Annotated in this window: 10 protein-coding genes and 1 tRNA gene; 3 read left to right on the top strand and 8 right to left on the bottom strand. The window is 38.8% G+C overall.

Features of this window, described 5'->3' with window-relative positions; genetic code table 11:
• Positions 1–115 precede the first annotated feature (115 nt).
• Both pyrH and frr read left to right on the top strand, forming a co-directional pair.
• Positions 116–820: a UMP kinase gene (gene pyrH / locus OQ267_RS20355; protein ID WP_088302444.1), complete on the top strand. Its 705-nt coding sequence runs from the start codon at positions 116–118 to the stop codon at positions 818–820.
• A 37-nt stretch (positions 821–857) separates the two neighbouring features.
• Positions 858–1,421, top strand: coding sequence for a ribosome recycling factor (frr, locus tag OQ267_RS20360; RefSeq protein WP_088302443.1), 564 nt, complete (start codon positions 858–860; stop codon positions 1,419–1,421).
• 49 nt (positions 1,422–1,470) lie between these two features.
• On the opposite strand, the gene OQ267_RS20365 is transcribed toward frr, so the two are convergent.
• Together OQ267_RS20365 and OQ267_RS20370 are read right to left on the bottom strand one after the other, a co-directional pair.
• The gene (locus OQ267_RS20365; protein WP_253249068.1) at positions 1,471–2,490 is read right to left on the bottom strand and encodes a LacI family DNA-binding transcriptional regulator; all 1,020 of its coding nucleotides are present in this window, start codon (positions 2,488–2,490) and stop codon (positions 1,471–1,473) included.
• A gap of 149 nt (positions 2,491–2,639) precedes the next feature.
• A tRNA-Asp gene (locus OQ267_RS20370) sits at positions 2,640–2,783 on the bottom strand.
• 340 nt (positions 2,784–3,123) lie between these two features.
• On the opposite strand from OQ267_RS20370, the gene OQ267_RS20375 reads away from it, so the two are divergent.
• Positions 3,124–3,600 (top strand): Lrp/AsnC ligand binding domain-containing protein, encoded by a 477-nt coding sequence (locus tag OQ267_RS20375; protein WP_025145395.1) that lies wholly within the window; start codon positions 3,124–3,126, stop codon positions 3,598–3,600.
• A gap of 149 nt (positions 3,601–3,749) precedes the next feature.
• Here the strand turns inward: OQ267_RS20375 and feoB are convergent, their stop codons facing one another.
• From feoB to sprA, 6 genes are all read right to left on the bottom strand, one after another.
• Entirely contained in the window at positions 3,750–5,858 is a 2,109-nt protein-coding gene (gene feoB, locus OQ267_RS20380; protein ID WP_265837792.1) for a ferrous iron transport protein B, read from the bottom strand.
• Positions 5,859–5,864: 6 nt separating this feature from the next.
• Positions 5,865–6,083, bottom strand: coding sequence for a FeoA family protein (locus OQ267_RS20385; RefSeq protein ID WP_088302440.1), 219 nt, complete (start codon positions 6,081–6,083; stop codon positions 5,865–5,867).
• A gap of 255 nt (positions 6,084–6,338) precedes the next feature.
• Positions 6,339–9,158, bottom strand: coding sequence for an outer membrane beta-barrel family protein (locus OQ267_RS20390; RefSeq protein WP_265837794.1), 2,820 nt, complete (start codon positions 9,156–9,158; stop codon positions 6,339–6,341).
• A gap of 256 nt (positions 9,159–9,414) precedes the next feature.
• Positions 9,415–9,813 carry a VanZ family protein gene (locus tag OQ267_RS20395; RefSeq protein ID WP_088302438.1) on the bottom strand — a complete coding sequence of 133 codons (399 nt, stop codon included), beginning with the start codon at positions 9,811–9,813 and terminating at the stop codon, positions 9,415–9,417.
• 11 nt (positions 9,814–9,824) lie between these two features.
• A complete protein-coding gene (gene gcvH / locus OQ267_RS20400) occupies positions 9,825–10,205 on the bottom strand; it encodes a glycine cleavage system protein GcvH (protein WP_088302437.1) in 381 nt (126 codons plus the stop codon).
• A 76-nt stretch (positions 10,206–10,281) separates the two neighbouring features.
• Positions 10,282–17,463 carry a cell surface protein SprA gene (gene sprA, locus OQ267_RS20405; RefSeq protein WP_265837795.1) on the bottom strand — a complete coding sequence of 2,394 codons (7,182 nt, stop codon included), beginning with the start codon at positions 17,461–17,463 and terminating at the stop codon, positions 10,282–10,284.
• Positions 17,464–17,472 lie beyond the last annotated feature (9 nt).

A 17,472-nucleotide genomic window follows, 5' to 3' on the forward strand; every position in this document is an offset into this window, starting at 1 on the left:
ATTTTTATTTTATGAAAACCAATAATGCCATAAAGTCATTGGTCTGCGTAAAAATTTACATCAATTATCTTAAAGGATAGCCAGGTATTAAAAAAATGTTAATATTTTTGAGGTCATGAGATACAAACGCATCCTGCTAAAGCTTAGCGGCGAATCGCTAATGGGCGAGAAACAATATGGCATTGATAATGAACGCGTTAAACAATACGCAGAAGATATCAAAGCAGTTCACGATAAAGGTTTGGAAATTGCAATCGTTATTGGTGGAGGAAATATTTTCAGGGGTTTAAGTGCGGAAAAAAGTGGAATGGACAGGGCGCAGGCCGATTATATGGGTATGCTCGCTACCGTAATCAATTCCATGGCTTTACAAGATGCATTAGAGAAAGTCGGAATTAAAACCCGCTTGCTTACAGCGATTAAAATGGAACAGATTTGTGAGCCATTTATCCGCAGAAGGGCAGTGCGTCATTTAGAAAAAGGCCGTGTTGTGATTTTTGGAGCAGGTACGGGTAACCCTTATTTCACCACTGATTCTGCAGCTGCTTTACGTGCTATTGAAATTAAAGCTGATGTTGTTTTAAAGGGGACTCGTGTTGATGGTATTTACACGGCAGATCCTGAAAAAGATCCGTTAGCCACAAAATATGAAGAAATTTCTTTCAGAGAGGTTTACGATAAAGGCTTAAACGTGATGGATATGACCGCCTTTACCCTTTGCGAGGAAAACCAAGTGCCAATTATTGTGTTTGACATGAATAAACATGGAAACTTTATGAAAATTGCCAATGGTGAATCAATCGGTACTTTAGTAAAATAAACCATAAAAATAATTATATTTTAGATATACACACATTATGAACGAACTCATACAGTTACAATTGATGGATGCTGAATCTGCTATGGAGAGAGCAATCGATCATTGTGAATCAGAACTTACTAAAATCAGGGCAGGTAAAGCCTCAGCAGGAATGCTTGATGGTATTTTTGTAGATTATTATGGTGCTTCTACAGCATTATCGCAGGTGGCCAGCATCAACACACCTGATGCCAGAACAATTGTGATCCAGCCCTGGGAAAAATCACTTTTGGTACCGATCGAAAAAGCTATTCAAGTGGCAAATATTGGCATCAACCCACAAAACGATGGTATTGTAATCCGGTTGGTAGTACCTCCCCTAACTGAGGAACGCAGAAGGGACCTGGTTAAAAAGGTAAAGGAAGAAGCTGAACGCGGACGAATCACAGTGCGTAACATCCGTAAAGATGCCAACACCAAAATTCAAAAACTAAAAGGCGAAGGTGTTTCTGATGATGAGATTAAGACCGGTGAGGCAGAAGTCCAAAAATTAACCGATGCCTATATCATAAAAGTAGATAAACACGCCGAAGCAAAAGAAAAAGATGTAATGACGGTTTAATAAAAAAGTTAAATTGAAAGGGAACAGATTAATCATCCGTTCCCTTTTTTTATGATGATGATTTTAAACTCGATTCCCGGATATTAAATTTGGTTGAAACCACTACTTCATTATATTTTTTATCGGTAACATGCTGCTGTAGTCTTTCCATTAATATTTTCATAATATTTTCGGCTATTGCTTCAAGCGGCTGTGCTATCGCTGTAACCGGTGGATCACAAAATTCCAGAATTTCAAAATCATCAAATGATACTACAGCGAGGTCTTTCTTAATCCTTAAACCCATCGCACGGAAAGTTCTTAAACCATCAAGACTAATGTAGTTGGCTCCGAAAATAACAGCATCCAGATTTTTATTTGCATTAAAAAATTCAGTAATCTCTTTTATAGCAGTTGCTGACGTGCTGTAATTTATTTTTTTAACAAATGAATTTAACTTGTGATGTGATATGGTTTCTTCATATCCGGAAAGCCGGTCCAGCATTTGCTGCTGATCAGAATCAATGGTAATGAATGCTATATTTTTAAACCCATTTGAAATTAAGTGCTCAGTTGCATGAGCAGTGCTTTGTTTATTGTTAATAATGACATAGTCAGCCTTAACATCTTGTACATACCGATCAAACAGTACAACCGGAGCATCTGTTAAGATCAATTTTCTTACTTCATCTTCCAATCCTTCAGGTAAGGCCATGATATAACCATCCACATGCCTGTCCTTAAAAATCTGAAGTAGCTCAATTGCCTTTTTGGTATCATTTCTTGTACTGCTAAATAAAATCTTATAGCCCAGCTCTGATGCAATTTCATCAATACGTTTTGCAATCCCAGAAAAAAATGGCTCTGATATATCATCAACTAAAAAGCCAATAATCCGGGTTTTGCCCGTCCTCAGACTGGTAGCAAGAGAATTAGGCTGATAATTGAGCTCTGCCACCAGATCCAATACCTTTTTGGTTAATGCATCACTGATATTCTTTTCTTTTGCTCTTCCATTAATCACAAAGGAAACAGATGTTATAGAAATATTTAATTGCTTGGCAATGTCTTTAATTGAAACTCTTTTCATTATGGGGAACTACAAAATATTTGGTATTATCGGGGTAATATAGTGATAAGTGATGTAATATTTTAGTGGCAGATCAGAAGATTATAAAAAGAAAAAGAGCAACCTATCCAGGATTGCTCAATTAACTAACTTATTATTCATAAAAAATGCTGTTGGGGAAGGAGTCGAACCTTCAAGGGGTAGTTAGCTACAGTTCAAAAAATTAATTGTGGTCAACCCAATAAACTGCGTTTGTCCCATTATTCCCCACCACCGAGACAAGGAGGCGTGTCTGCCAATTTCACCACCCAACATTTTAGTCCTTAGTCCAAAGTCTACAGTCGTAAGTCTACTAAAGACTATGGACTCTTGACTTAGAACTAAGCCGCTGTAGGGGAAGGAATCGAACCTTCAAGGAGTGGTTAGCCATTGCTGGTATTCCCATTATTCTCCGCCACCGAGACAAGGAGGTGTGTCTGCCTGTTTCACCACCCTACAGTATGTTTAGCAATGCTTTAAAGAACGTTCCTTTTTGTTAATTGCTTGATACAAATGTAATGGAAGCAGCAATACCTTACAAATATTTTAAACATTTAATTTTATTTTTATAATATTGATAAATATTTGTAAATTCGCTTATCAAAATTCAAAAATATGCTTAAAAAAGACAATTCCAATTTAGAAATTGACAACCTCGATATTGATATATTGAAACAACTGATGCAGGATGCTACGAAACCATATACTGAAATTGCAAAAGATCTGATTGTTTCGGGCGGCACCATACACGTCAGAATGAAGAAATTACAGGAAATGGGGATCATTAAAGGCTCACACTTGATTATCGATCCCCAAAAAGCCGGCTATGATATCTGTGCCTTTTTAGGTATTTACCTTGAAAAAGGGATTCAATATAAAGATGCAGTGGCACAATTAAGCAAAATAAAAGAAGTGGTAGAACTTCATTACACCACTGGGGCATATAGTATGTTTGCGAAAATTATCTGCAGAGACACTAATCACTTGCGTCATGTACTGAATGAAGAAATCCAGGCTGTTAATGGTATTCAGCGCACAGAGACATTGATTTCACTGGAAGAGAGTATTAAAAGGCAGATTGAACTGGGATAGCTTAGTAAAGAGTCTGGAGTCTTTAGCTGGAAGTCTCCAGCCCATTGTCTTATGTTGCAGGTTGAAAGTTAATAATACAATTCATTCCATATCGTGAGGTCGTAGCCTGAAGTATCCAGGTAATCGCCATTAGTCTTTATACCACTTTCCTATTTCAGCAACTGATAGGCAATAAGCGCAGCAAAGTAGGCCATAGCGGTCATATAAACCAGTTGAATGACAGGCCATTTCCAGCCTTTCGTTTCCCGGTAAACGATGGCTACAGTACTCATGCACTGCATGGCAAAGGCATAAAACAACATCAACGAAATACCAGTAGCAAAAGTATATACAGGCAAACCTGTACGGCTGTTTACCGATGAAGACATCCTTGCTCTAATGGTTGAAGTATCTTCATCTCCACCATCAACACTATAAATGGTTGCCATTGTACCCACAAAAGCCTCTCTTGCAGCGAATGATGTGATCAGACCAATGCCTATTTTCCAATCATAACCCAGTGGACGAATAGCAGGTTCAATCCAATGTCCTAAGATGCCAACATAGGAGTTTTCCAGCTTTTCTGTTGCGATCAGTGTTTCGATATGTTTGCTATCTCTTGTCGTATCAGCAAGTGCCGATGCATATTTCTGATCAATGCGGTCAAAGCGGTTTCCTGGTCCAAAGGTAGCCATTACCCACAAAATAATAGAAATGGCAATGATTACCTTACCAGCCTCAAAAACAAAAGTTTTAGATTTTTCGTACATGGTATAAAGCACGTTTTTCCACCGTGGCATTCGGTAAACAGGCAGTTCCATAATGAAGTAAGCCCTTTCTTTGGTTTTGATCAAAAACTTCATGATCCAGGCCACCAGTACTGCTGCAATTACACCTACCAAATACATCACCATTAAGGCCAATCCCTGCAGGTTAAAAATGCCTAATATATTTTTTGATGGGATAATTAAAGAAATAATTAAGATATAAACCGGAAGCCTTGCTGAACAACTTACCAATGGCGTGACCATGATGGTGATCATTCGGTCTTTCCAGTTTTCAATATTCCGGGCAGCCATGATGGAAGGCACTGCGCAAGCCAGACCGCCAATCATGGGTACAACAGATTTACCATTTAATCCCACTTTACTCATGATCTTATCCATCATAAAAGTAACCCTTGCCATATAGCCGGTATCTTCTAAAATAGATATAAAGGCAAATAAGATGGCTATTTGAGGGATAAATACAAAAATTCCACCCAACCCAGCAACAATACCATCTAATACCAGATTAGTGAGCATACCTGCTGGTAAATATTCATGACCTGTATCTGTTATAAAACCAAAGCCTGCCTCAATCCATTGCATTGGATAAGATGACCAGGCAAAAATGGCATTAAAAATAACAAAGAGGATTAATAAAAATATAGCAAAGCCCCAGATTTTATGGGTCAAAATGGAATCGAGCTTATCACTCAATGTAAATTTTTTAGCTGAATCGTTGTCTGTTACGACATCGGCGAGGATCAAACTTAAATTTTTATAGCGTAAAATGGTTTCAGCGGCCTGGGTTTTCGCCGATTCAAAATGATGTGATTGCTCTATCGCTTCAATTTCCTCCTGTTCCTTTGGTGTGAAAAAATTGAGATACTCATGCTGATGCAATACCTGTAGTGCATAATAATCATTATCCGAATTTAATTTCGACTTAATGGCATTGATTGCTGCTGGTGCGAGACTATTTACATCAACATCCTGAAACTGAGTAGCTATTTTATTTGTATTACTTATTGCAGACTTTAGTTGATCAATACCTATATTGTTGCGGGCTGAAATAGAGACCACCTGAATACCTAATTTTTCAGCAAGTTTATCCAGATCAATCCTGATCCCTTGTTTCTCAGAAAGATCAATCATGTTTAAGGCCAGTACCATTGGGATTCCCAAATCGGCAACCTGCGAATATAAAAGCATATTGCGTTTAAGATTAGAGGCATCAACCACCAATACGATCACATCAGGATAACTACTGTTTTTTGAATCCGCTAAAACCTGAAATACAATGCTTTCATCACTGCTTTTTGGATACAGGCTATAGGTTCCGGGTAAATCGATAATTTCAGCCCCTTTACCAGTTTCCAGTTTCATAAAACCTGTCTTTTTATCAACAGTTATTCCAGGAAAATTCCCTATTTTCTGGTTTAAACCAGTTAAACGATTAAAAAGAGTAGATTTACCTGTATTGGGATTACCAACTAACGCAACTTTAATATCCAAATCTGCTTATTTATTGATGACAATGACTTCAGCTTCACTTTTACGCAAGCATAGCTGATAACCAGCAACACGAATAGCCATTGGGTCGCCAAGCGGGGCAAAACGTTCAACCTCTACTACTTCTCCCGGCAAACAGCCCATTTCCATCAGTTTTACAGAAAGATCAAGGTCTGTAAATGAAATGATTGTTCCTTTTTCGCCAACTTTTAAATTTGAAAGTTTCATCTGTATCTAATTTTATGCTCAGACGGGACCTCCATGATCAAATAATGATTCAATCGCTTTGGGTTCATGTGCTAAATTGCACGCAAGTTAGCCTTTCTTTAGATTTATTCCAAATAGAGATTTTTATCCTAAACAGGTATGACTCATCAATGATTAATTTATTGTTCAACCGGGGCTTATCTATCTTTTCAAAATTCTATAAGCACAGAAGGCCCGTTTTCTAACGAGCCTTCTGTTTAATATCATTCTATTTTATTACATCCTGAAACGCTGTCCGCCACCCTGCCCCGGTGTTGGCATTTGCGGCGTATCACCACTCATATTTCTTCCGCCTATTCGGGTTAAAGAGTAGGTGAACGAGAACATGTAATATCGCTTTAATACATTATAATTTAAATCGGTAATGGTATTATTTGTAGCTGTTCTGCTAATGCCCTGATTTTGGTTAAACGCATCATTCACTGCAATTTTGAATGTCCCCCTGTTTTTGAAAAACTGGCGGCTGATATAAGAATTGACTAATGTAAACTGTGTATTATAGCCCTCTCCCCTTCCGGTATTCTTAATATAATCCAGATCAACAGCTAAACGGATGTTACCCGGAAAAACGTAGCTGATATCGAAACTTGGATTCAAGGTATAAAAATTAGTATTGGCATTGGGCTGAGCAGAATATGTTGCCCGGTTATAAGTTCCGGAAATGCCGCCGGTTAAATCAAACTTATCAAAATTGGTCACAAAATTATACCGGTTGGTTATGCCGATGGTATTGGTAATGTTTCTGACCAAATCATTGGGATTATCATTGCCAGTTGTGAAGTTCACATTACGGCTATAATTTGCATTTAAAGATGCGTTTAAAGTAAGTTTTCTTTCCGGTAACAGCGGAATGCCAACATTAACACTACCATTTCCGGAATAAACCCCATCTACATTTACGTAGGTGGTCCTGATTTTTCCATAGTCTCTGTCGGTACTATCAGTAACCAACTGGCTGCTGTTACCAATGGCATTAAATGTCTGACTTAAACTCAGGAAAGCAAAAAACATCCTGCCCTTCGCAATATCAAAATTATTATAATTGATATTTAAACTATTGTTAAAGGAAGGTTTTAAGGTAGGGTTACCTATAAAAACACTTTGTGTATTGGTGTTATCCGGAATTGGCTGGATCTGGCTGATACTTGGCTGTTGCGTATTTCCTCTGTAGCGTATATTTAATCTTCTGGAGTTACTGAAATTATACCTGAAGTTTGCAGATGGGGTAAGATTAATAAAATTCTGGGTACGTACCAGTCCAGTGGTCAGATTGGTGTTTACACGATTGGTTTGTTGTGCGGCTAAACCAATATTCCAGTTATATTTTTTTTCATTGGTGGTGAAGCTGATGCCTCCCGCATTGGTTAAAGTCTGGTTTTCATAGGTATTGGTATAATCAACATTAACCAAATCATACTGACCGCTGGCTGAATTAAAATCCAATACCTGCCGGCCTTGATTATCATGGCTATATCCATTCTGATAATTAAATTCCAGACTTGTGGTTTTGGATAATGGCTCAGTATAAACCAGCCTGGAGGTATTATTAATGGAATTGGTATTTACTTTATTCAACTGATCCGTAACTGTTGATGTGTCTCTATTATTGATTGTATTATCTTCGGAGATATAATTATAGTTATCGGCATCGTTGTTATTGATCGAGGTATTAACATTTAGTGATAAAGTTCTGCCCCGTCTTTTAAACTTTTTTCTCACCAATAAGTTATTGGTTATATTTGGCGAAGAACTATTGCTAATATACCGTTGCGAACCTATTGTTTGAGATTCGATTAAATTCCTTTGATATTTACTCAGGTTTGTGGCATCACTTTCGGTATAAGAAACATTAGGTTGAATTTTAATCGTTGTAGATGAATCCAGTTTCGTATCGATCATAAAATTAAACCGGTGATTGATGCGGTCTGTATTGTTATCAGCATTATTTGAAACGGTAGTAACACGATTGCCTAATAAATTCTGGGTAAAGCTTTGCTGCTGGTTAGATACATCAGAGCGGTTAAAAAAGTAGCTGCCCTGAATCTGGGTTCCATCTTTGTAGGTATCTGCAAAGTTTAATCCGCCGGCATTCGTATTGGTAATACCACCACTGCCTGCGCCACTTCCACCACCGCCAAAATTACCCCGACCTCCGCCACCGAAACCGTTTCCAACACCATTACCCTGTCCAAAATTCTGCTTATTTACATTATTGAACTGACCAATTACACTAAATTGCTGGTCATTATCAAACTTATTGACATTGATACTGGCATCATACCGATCCTGGGTGCCATATCCAACTGTACTATTCCCGAAATATCCCTTTTTCATCCCCGCTTTGGTGGTGATGTTTAAGATTTTAGTCCGTGTACCATCATCCACACCGGAAAATTGTGATTGCTCAGATAACTCATCAATTACCTGAATTTTATCAACCATATCTGCAGGTAAATTTTTGGTTGCCAGTAAAGGATCTGAACCAAAAAATTCTTTTCCGTCTACTTTTACCTTTGTAACTGTTTCACCCTGGGCCTTAATACTGCCATCTTTTGCCACTTCCACACCAGGAAGTTTTTTGATTACATCTTCAACAACGGCATTTTCACGAACTTTAATCGATTTTGCATCAAATTCAAGCGTATCTGTTTTTACCACTACCGGAATGCTTGCCGTTACATTAACCGTATTAAGGTCTACACCATCATCAGTCATGGCAATATCTCCCGCATTTACCGCCACTTTCGCTACCTCAACATCTTTGGTGGCTGTTTTTAAGCCTAAAAAGGCCGCATAAATTCTGTATTTTCCTGGTGCAATGGCTTTGAAAGTGAAAGATCCGTCAGGTGCCGTTTGCCCTGATGCAACAACTACAGAGTCTTTTAGGTTTCTAACAGCAATGGTGGCAAAATCAACAGGCTGTTTATCTTTGGCATTAATGACTTTTCCACTTATTGAGCCAGGATTCTGAGCCTGAGCCAGATAACTACAAAAAATAAGCACTATGAAGATTGCCCTCTGAACGTTTCTTTTCATTAATAAATTTAGATTATATGTACAAAACTAAGCAATCAGACTAGCCAGATGCTTAAAGGTTTGTTGCGGAACGCTAAAAGATTGGTAACATTTTAAATACAGCAAAAGAATCAGCTGTATTCATAAAAAAGGAGGAGTTGATGTTTATTACCTATTTGGAGAAGGATAACTTTGGTAATAGACTTTCGGGCAGTTACAATCTTTTTTAAAGATACTGCAGCCACTTAAACATAAAGTTGCAATTACAACCACTGAACTAATTATCTTTTTCATCGAAATTCAGTTTATGAAGCAATATATAACTAAAAACGGCCATACAGGCACCCAACATATCACAGCCCAGATCCCACCATTCTGCAGAGCGGTAAGTGAAAACCTTCCATTGTAATAACTCAATACTTCCACCAATAATGAAGTTAATAAGCAGGATTTTAAAAATGGTTAACGTTCTGAAGCCGTAACTGTGCTGATATTTTATCTTTCCATAAAAAAGGAAAACTGTCAGGACAAAGAAAAAACCAAGATGCGTCATCTTATCGAAACCTTCGAAAAAGAATCCATCACCCTCCGTATGCGGCAACCTGATATTACAAAGCACCAAAACGATCAGTGTCCAGAATATGGCCCATTTTTGCTGCTTCAGTGCTTTGTACAAAATAGTATAAATTAAGCGCCAACCAATGCCTGGTAGGCTTCTGCAGTTAATAAATCTTCAATTTCAGCAACTTCAGATAGTGATACTTTCACCATCCAGCCTTTTCCATAAGGATCAGAATTTACCAGTTCCGGGTTATCATTCAATTCTGAATTGATTTCCAATACAGTACCTGTTACGGGCATAAATAAATCAGAAACTGTTTTTACAGCTTCAACTGTACCAAAAACTTCTTCTTTTGCTACTTCGTCGCCTACTGAGTTAATGTCAACATAAACGATATCACCCAATTCACGTTGCGCGAAATCTGTAATACCGATGTAAGCTTCGTTACCTTCAACCTTAACCCACTCGTGGTCTTTAGTGTATTTTAATTCTGATGGAAAATTCATGTATTTTTAATTTATTTGGCAAAGTTAAATATTATGTTGGAATGTTGAAGCGATAATTAAGATTCTCCCGATGAATTTAATTTAATGTAAACCTCAAACTAAAACCAAAATTACTGAAAGAAGTATTAAACGTTTGCGACGTATATGGTTTGGTAATGTTTGAATCATAAAACAGCTTCACATTAAATTTCTGATTCAACACATAATCAACACTTGGTCTTAAAGTAATGTTTTTAGCACCTGAGGAAATTTCAGCTTCTTCCACATCAGCCCTGTAAATTACTGTTTTATTATCACGAATGGCTACATCCAGTTTAAAATCCATATTGTTATCCATTTTTAAACTTTTAAACCAGCCAAAAGGAAACCTGAATTTATTTGTTCTGTAGCCCATTCCTAAAACCACATTGTTTTCTGATAACTGCGCAAGCTGGCTATTGGCCAGACTCAAGCCCAACAGTCGTGACCTGTTTAATTCAAAAGTGGCACTCAGGTTATTTTTAAACCGGGTATCTACACCAATTAATGGAGAAAAATATTCTGATACGGTTACCTGCGCGAACTGAAACTCAGGTAAAAAATTGTTATTTACATCCCGGTTAACCGAGAACCCGTTACTTTCCCTGTACCTTAACAATGAATTATAACCATTAATGTTGTATGCTGAGCGATAACCATGTCGGAGATCAATGGATGTGAAACGATCAGCAATGAAAGCAATTTTTGTTAATCCATTGTATGTTAGCGTCCAGTTTGGAAGTGGAATCCGCGGAAAAGAATTCATGCTCATTTTACTAGGATCTTTTCCAGAATAAGCCGCCAGAAACGCGGAGATCATCACATCCTGACTTTCTTTACCATAACCATCAGCATAACCACCAGTCTGACCTGAAGAGTTGGGATTCTGTGCGCCTAACCTTCTTGAAATCAGAATCCGGTTAGACATAAACTGGTTAAAAAGCGTGGAAATAACGTTTGAGTTTTTTTCTTTAAATGCGGTACCTAAAGCAATATAGGATATACTATAATCACCGGTAGTAATGGCACTTAAATTCTCAAATGAAGATACACTGGCCACATACCTGTAGTTAGAGGAGAAGTTCCTGGTTTGCGATTTATTTGCCCTGATGGTAATCCTCAAATCTCTGATCGGCTCAATTTGCCCGGTAAATTGTAAGTCTTCGCGAAGTGTATTAACGTATAGCTGTGTCTGCAGCGTATCGGTTGTTAACCATCCGTTGTTAAGTGCCATATCCCTGATGTCTCTCTGACTGCCAAATGCGAAACCTAAACCCGGTGCTCCGGTCACATTATCTATACCGAAATATTTAGTCGTTGGTAAATAACCTGGTAAAAAGATTCCTTTTGTTTGCACATAATTGGCATTGACATTTTTTACGCTGGTTAATAAGTTGATAAAGAAATTCTTTAATTTATTGCCGGTTTCTTCGCTATTACCGGCATTTCTGATAAAACCAAATTTGTTATATAAGGTAGTCAGGTTCAACGCGGGGTTAACCTGAATATTTCTGCTGTTCTGAACCGTATTGCCTAAATTTATATTTGGATCCAGCAGGGTAGACAAAGGTTCGGTTTGCCAGTTAAAGTTTGTGCCATATCTTGTTTTTACCGTTACCCAGTTTAATCCAGGAACTTTGTCAATGGGTAAGGTATAGGTCACATTCAGGTTATGGTTATAATCGGTTGTACGTCCGAGGCGTTTCAGGTTTTGCCAAACCGTATCCCGTTTCATGCCATCAATCCGGCCATCTGGTTCATCAATAATGGAATAGTTTGTGGCATTAAAATCTAACTGAAGTGAGCGGGTTAAATTCCAGGCGATTCCATAAATCCGGCTCATTCTGAAATTTTTATTAAAAGTGGTTCCGAAACCATTCTGATAAATTGGAATTGAATTGGCCGGATCATTATTTCTCAACGTATTTTCAGAATACAGGCGGTCTACGTCAATTCTAAAATTAATGGCGCTTGGAAAAATACTAAAGTTAAAATCCTTCAGCAAACCCAGCATATTCGACTTAATGATCTTTTCGAACGGTGCATATGTTCTAGCCTCTTTCGCATAGCTATATTGCAGTGAAGCCCTGTACGTATTCTGAATGCTGCTCTGGTTAATAAAATCACGATGGTTATACTGTGTATATGCATAGCTGGCTGCAAAGTTTTCAATATCCCAAAGCCGGGCCGGTTTACTGTTATTTGTTCGCTCTTTACGTACATTGGTAAAGTTGATACCCCTTCTAACCGTATAATCCTGTGCAAAATTTAAAATAGAATCTTTTTGTTCTTTAGTTGATTGATCAAGGGCATTTTTTAATTCAATATCCGGCGTGCGTGGATTATATTGTGGTGTAGAAACCTGTTTTGAATAATTCACAAACATTGGAATTTTTACACCTGATTTTTGCGGTAAGAATTTACCAAGTTCTACAGCAGATGAAACATCCAACAAAACATTATCTGCCCGGTTACGCTCACTTACCTTCGAATCAATAGATCCAAAACCTATAGTTGATTTACTGCCTGAAATATTTACATCGGCAAAATCTGCCAGCTTTAAATTTAACCTGGCTGTAGCAGCCCAGCCTCCTCTTTCGTCAAATTCTGTTAAGCGAAGTTCATTAAACCAAACCAGCACATTTTTATCCAGGCCATCATCACCTCCTGCTGTCGTGTTATTTTTTAAAGGGTTTTTCACCCCCAACATGTACACCCGTACCTTACTCATATCCGGCTGTCCCTTTACAATGATGGTACGGTCGCCATCAGTATAAGTAAAGGGAACATTTATTGGCCATGGCTGTCCATTGGCCTGTTTGGCCACATTACGGGCAAGTTTAGCATTTTGAAACAAGATTAAATCAATATCCATCCGGTTTGCTTCAGGCCAAATGGCATTCGGATCGCTGGTACCGGGTGTGGTAATTTTTAAAGGCATTAAATATTCATAGTAGTTATCCTGGTTATCCGTTCCGATTCTTAAAAACGCACTAAGGTCACGGTCGCTCAGGGTTTGATTATTAATGGCCTCGGCGTGTACATACATTTCCAGATGTTTGTATGAACGGAAATCGCTATAAGCCGTTTTAAATGCTGCCCTGCCATAACCATCACGCAGGTTTTTAACCGTTACGGACAGTGACTGTTCATTTAAACGGGTATCTCCACGGTAATTACTGAAATCACGTTCACGAAGAATACCGGGAGGGGTAACATAAGGGATCGGACTTCTTTTCCCGTTTTCTTCAATATTAACGGTTGATACTTCAATTACGGAATTATCAGGTGTTAAAGCTGGCAGGCTGGGTTCAACAATAACCTGATCGGCCGTGTTTTTAGCATTAAATTCCCGCCATTCGCCCCTGATGAGCTGCAGCTTTGCAAAACGCATAATGGCTGTATCGGCAAAGTTGGTCATAAACATCCTGAAGAAACGGATGGATTTAAAATCCTGGATGTTCCCAACTTTTTTCTCGTATTGTGTAATGGGGATCCTAAACTGATACCAGGTAACGGCCTGTGTATTTCCATTCGCCAATCTTACCTGCGATGTGACTTTATCCGTAATAAATTGCGTTTGGCCCACATCCATCCCTGGCCGCATACTTACTTTATATTGATAATATTCATCGCTTTGCGTCATGTTATTATCGCGGTTAATATCCTCCCCGTCAGGAAGGGAGGTAGATGCTGAATTTTCTATTCCCAGTTCCGCCTGCGATTGCTGGGAAGTTTTGGAATTTCCCTCCGGACCATTATATTTTTCATACCGCTTTAAAATGCCGGCATTGATCTGATCTAAAGCCGGACCCCTGAAATAAGAGTAATTATCGGACGATGGATCCTGATCAATTTCTGCTGCTGCAGTAGCATTTAGCTGCGATTTGATCTGGTTAATAGCCGCGGAGAACTTCGCCCTTTCATTGGCATCAGATATGCCATCCAAACCAACATCCTGTGCCCTTCTCGCATCAGGATCATTATCAAAAGCCTGAACAACTGGTTGTAGTTTCGGAACACGCCCCCAGGCTGTTTCATCATATTTGGTAGGATCATCCGTAGCGGGCAATCCATTTTCCAGTGATTTTCGGCCATCCTTCAAAATATCTTCAGAGATATTTCCTAAGTTAAAATAAATATCACCGCCCTGAGAATTTCTATTGTAGATAAAGGGATCCATCACCCAAAATTCAATAAACCCAACATTAAGCGCTTCAAAGTCATTGGTTTCAATTTTACGCTGAAAGCCACCCCAACGTTGCCGCGGGTTTGTTAATTTTCCATCAGTAGAAAAACCTGTGGGGGCATAATTGTATGGCCCGCGAATGGTAGGATAAAAAGCTACATCCAGGGTTGTAATATTTAGGGCCTGCCCAGTTGCCGTTTCTTTAAACGGAAAAACTTCCTGCTCAATCACCTGCCTGACATAATGGTTGGAAAGTTCGTTCCTGTTGTTTCTGATGTTGGCAGGCGTAGTGGTGGCGTTTGAATTATAAAACGTCGGATCAATATTATAGTAGGCGATCCGTGCACGGTTGTAGCCATAAGTAAGGTCATTGATCAATTGCGATTCTGCAAAATCCTGTGGTGTTCCCGATAATTGCCAGGAAATGGCACTCTTTAAATCAATTACTGACCTCGACGCCTCAAAATCATCCAGGTAACTGACTCCATTTTTACTGCCCGCAAAATTTAATGCCCTCGGATGCCCCGGAACCAGTTGTGCAAACTCTCCATAAAAATTTACACTTGATGGTGCCTTGGTAGAAATAAACGGAAGTTTATCAACCAGTTTGGTTAAAAACCTGGATGAGGAGCTGTAATTCACATCAGCACCCCAAATGGTATTGGATATGGGTTCTTCACCTAAATTTACTTTTTGAGTCAGCGGCTTCTCTGTAAGGTTCATAAATGTACCGCCCAGATTTAGCTTATTATTGAGCCGGTAATCTAATCGTGTTCCAAATAACGACCGTTGCTGCAAGCCAAAAAGCTCATTATTTTCTGTCGTGATCCTGATGGGCTGACCGGAAATTAACAATGCCTGATTGATGATGCTTACCCTTCCACCCTGATAATCTACGGTAAAATCTACCCCTTCCTGCAGAGGCATTGTTCCGGCAAAAACCTTTACCGAACCCTCCGGAACGTTAATGGCATTCAGACTAAATTCAGAAGACACTTCCGATTGATAATGTCCTTTAATTACATACCTGTTTTTATTCTGGAACAATTGTCTGGCAATCAACTGCGTTGAATCATAGAGTGCCGTAAAAGTATATTTATCAATTAAAGCCTGCTCACTTGGAAGAAATTTGCTGGCCAGATCCTGACCAAAAGGTTCAATAATGGGAAAGATAATCCTTCCGTTAGCAGGGTCGATGGTGATATATCCTGAATTGGTATTGCTGATTAATGCATTCAGGCCATTCAAAGATAAATTGGACCCAAAAGTGCTGTTATTTGCAGCGTTATTTGAGAAGTAAGATCCAAAGGCATTGTTTGAAGCTACAAAATCAAAAATTCCGTCAGGCTTCTTTTCATTTTGCTGGTTCAGGCGGTCAAATTCTGTTAACGAAATCCATTGTCTGTTTGCAGTATTTTGCCCTTCTGTCATGATGGGTTTTTCAACCCCTGTTTCATTGTCTATTCTAAAAATATCAAGTTTAAAATTGATCGGACTGATCTGATACCCACCAATGGAATAAATATTTTTCATCATCAGGTCCCAGGTGGGCAGATTGATTTTGGTGGTTTCATTTTTTAGCAGCTTTGCATAAAGCACTTTAGGATTAGCAGCATCAAAAGTGATGTCGGTAGAAAACTCACCTACCTGGTATTCTACTCCATTATAGGTATAGCGATAGGCAACGGCTAAAACCTCATCCGCATTGAGCGGATTATTTAAGGAAATATAGCCCAACTGTGGCTGGAAAGTAAATTCACGTTCCGTTAATTTTCTGGCATAGGTAAGTTTGGCATACTGATCTGTACCGCCATTACCCTGAAAAAATGAAATAACGGCATTTGAATTAGTGAGTCTGGCATCAGCAGGTAAACTCGCCAATAAATTATTAGATTGCTGCGGAAATCCCGTTGCTGTTGAACCTGCCGGAAGTGCGGAACCGCCTCCCGCTATTGCACCCGGATTAAAAGGCTGGTTTTCACCCAGATTCAAAAAACCCAATACATCTCTTGAATCAGTGGTGCTACCGGCTTTATTGGTAATCCAGACTTCAATTTTGGTAATCTGAATAGGCGAGGTAATGATCGGGGCATTAGCCAAATGCTTATTATAGTTGTTACGAAAATACTGGGCCAAAAAGTAGTGTTTATTGGCTTCATAACCATCTGCAGAAACAGAGAATTCGTTTTGCTGTGCTCCATTGGTGATACGAAGTTCTCTCGACTCTGATTTTTGCTGCGTATAAACACTGGTCACATTTAGTTTCCCAAATTGCAGTTGAGTTTTCACACCAAATAAGGCTTGTGTTCCGGTGATTAAACTGGTATTCAGAGGCAAACTCACGTTACCTGCTTCAATTTTTTTAATGATATCGTCAGCTCCACCAGTATAATCCAGCTTAATCTGGTTTTCAAAATCAAACTGTGCTTCGGTGTTGTAATTGCTTTTGATTTTCAGTTTCGTACCAATATTACCAATCAGGTCCATTTGAATCCGCTGATTGAAATCAAAATTGGTCTGCACCCTTTGTCGTTCATTGAACAAAGGGTTTTCATTTTTATTTCTGCGGCCTAAAAAAGTAAGCTCGGCCTCTCCCCTGGGCTGAATATCAATGGTTGTTCCGCCAAAAAGTTTCTCGAAGGCCTTGCTGTTTACCTGAATTTTAGGAATAATACCTGTATTTCTAAAATCGTCTACCTCTGCATTGGAAATACTCCGCCAGTTACCACGTTTTACTTCACTGTTAATTAGGCGGCTGTATTCATCAAGTGTTAAATATTGGGTTTGCGTAACATACTTGTCTCCAACCAGTTGCTTTACAATGTATCTTTTATTTTTTGCATCGTATTCCACAACCTGTTTCAGGTTATTAGGCAGTGGAGCAAAAGGACTTTGTGACGATCTGATCCCGATGCGTTGCTTTTCTTTTAAACTGAAGTTATTTTTCGACAAAGCAGTATCAGCCTTGCGCTGAACAACTTGTGAGATTACGTTTTTGGGAGCGAGCAAGAAAAAGGAGATGAGAAAAAGAAGTGTAGAGATTCTCTTCAAAGGCGTTAG

Origin of the sequence: Pedobacter sp. MR22-3, from assembly GCF_026240075.1 — a bacterium.
Taxonomy (GTDB): Bacteria; Bacteroidota; Bacteroidia; order Sphingobacteriales; family Sphingobacteriaceae; genus Pedobacter.

Bases quoted from the DNA above. Each gene is read 5' to 3' on its own strand.
- pyrH (WP_088302444.1), top strand. From the start codon at position 116: ATGAGATACAAACGCATCCTGCTAAAGCTTAGCGGCGAATCGCTAATG.
- frr (WP_088302443.1), top strand. From the start codon at position 858: ATGAACGAACTCATACAGTTACAATTGATGGATGCTGAATCTGCTATG.
- OQ267_RS20365 (WP_253249068.1), bottom strand. From the start codon at position 2,490: ATGAAAAGAGTTTCAATTAAAGACATTGCCAAGCAATTAAATATTTCT.
- OQ267_RS20375 (WP_025145395.1), top strand. From the start codon at position 3,124: ATGCTTAAAAAAGACAATTCCAATTTAGAAATTGACAACCTCGATATT.
- OQ267_RS20385 (WP_088302440.1), bottom strand. From the start codon at position 6,083: ATGAAACTTTCAAATTTAAAAGTTGGCGAAAAAGGAACAATCATTTCA.
- OQ267_RS20390 (WP_265837794.1), bottom strand. From the start codon at position 9,158: ATGAAAAGAAACGTTCAGAGGGCAATCTTCATAGTGCTTATTTTTTGT.
- gcvH (WP_088302437.1), bottom strand. From the start codon at position 10,205: ATGAATTTTCCATCAGAATTAAAATACACTAAAGACCACGAGTGGGTT.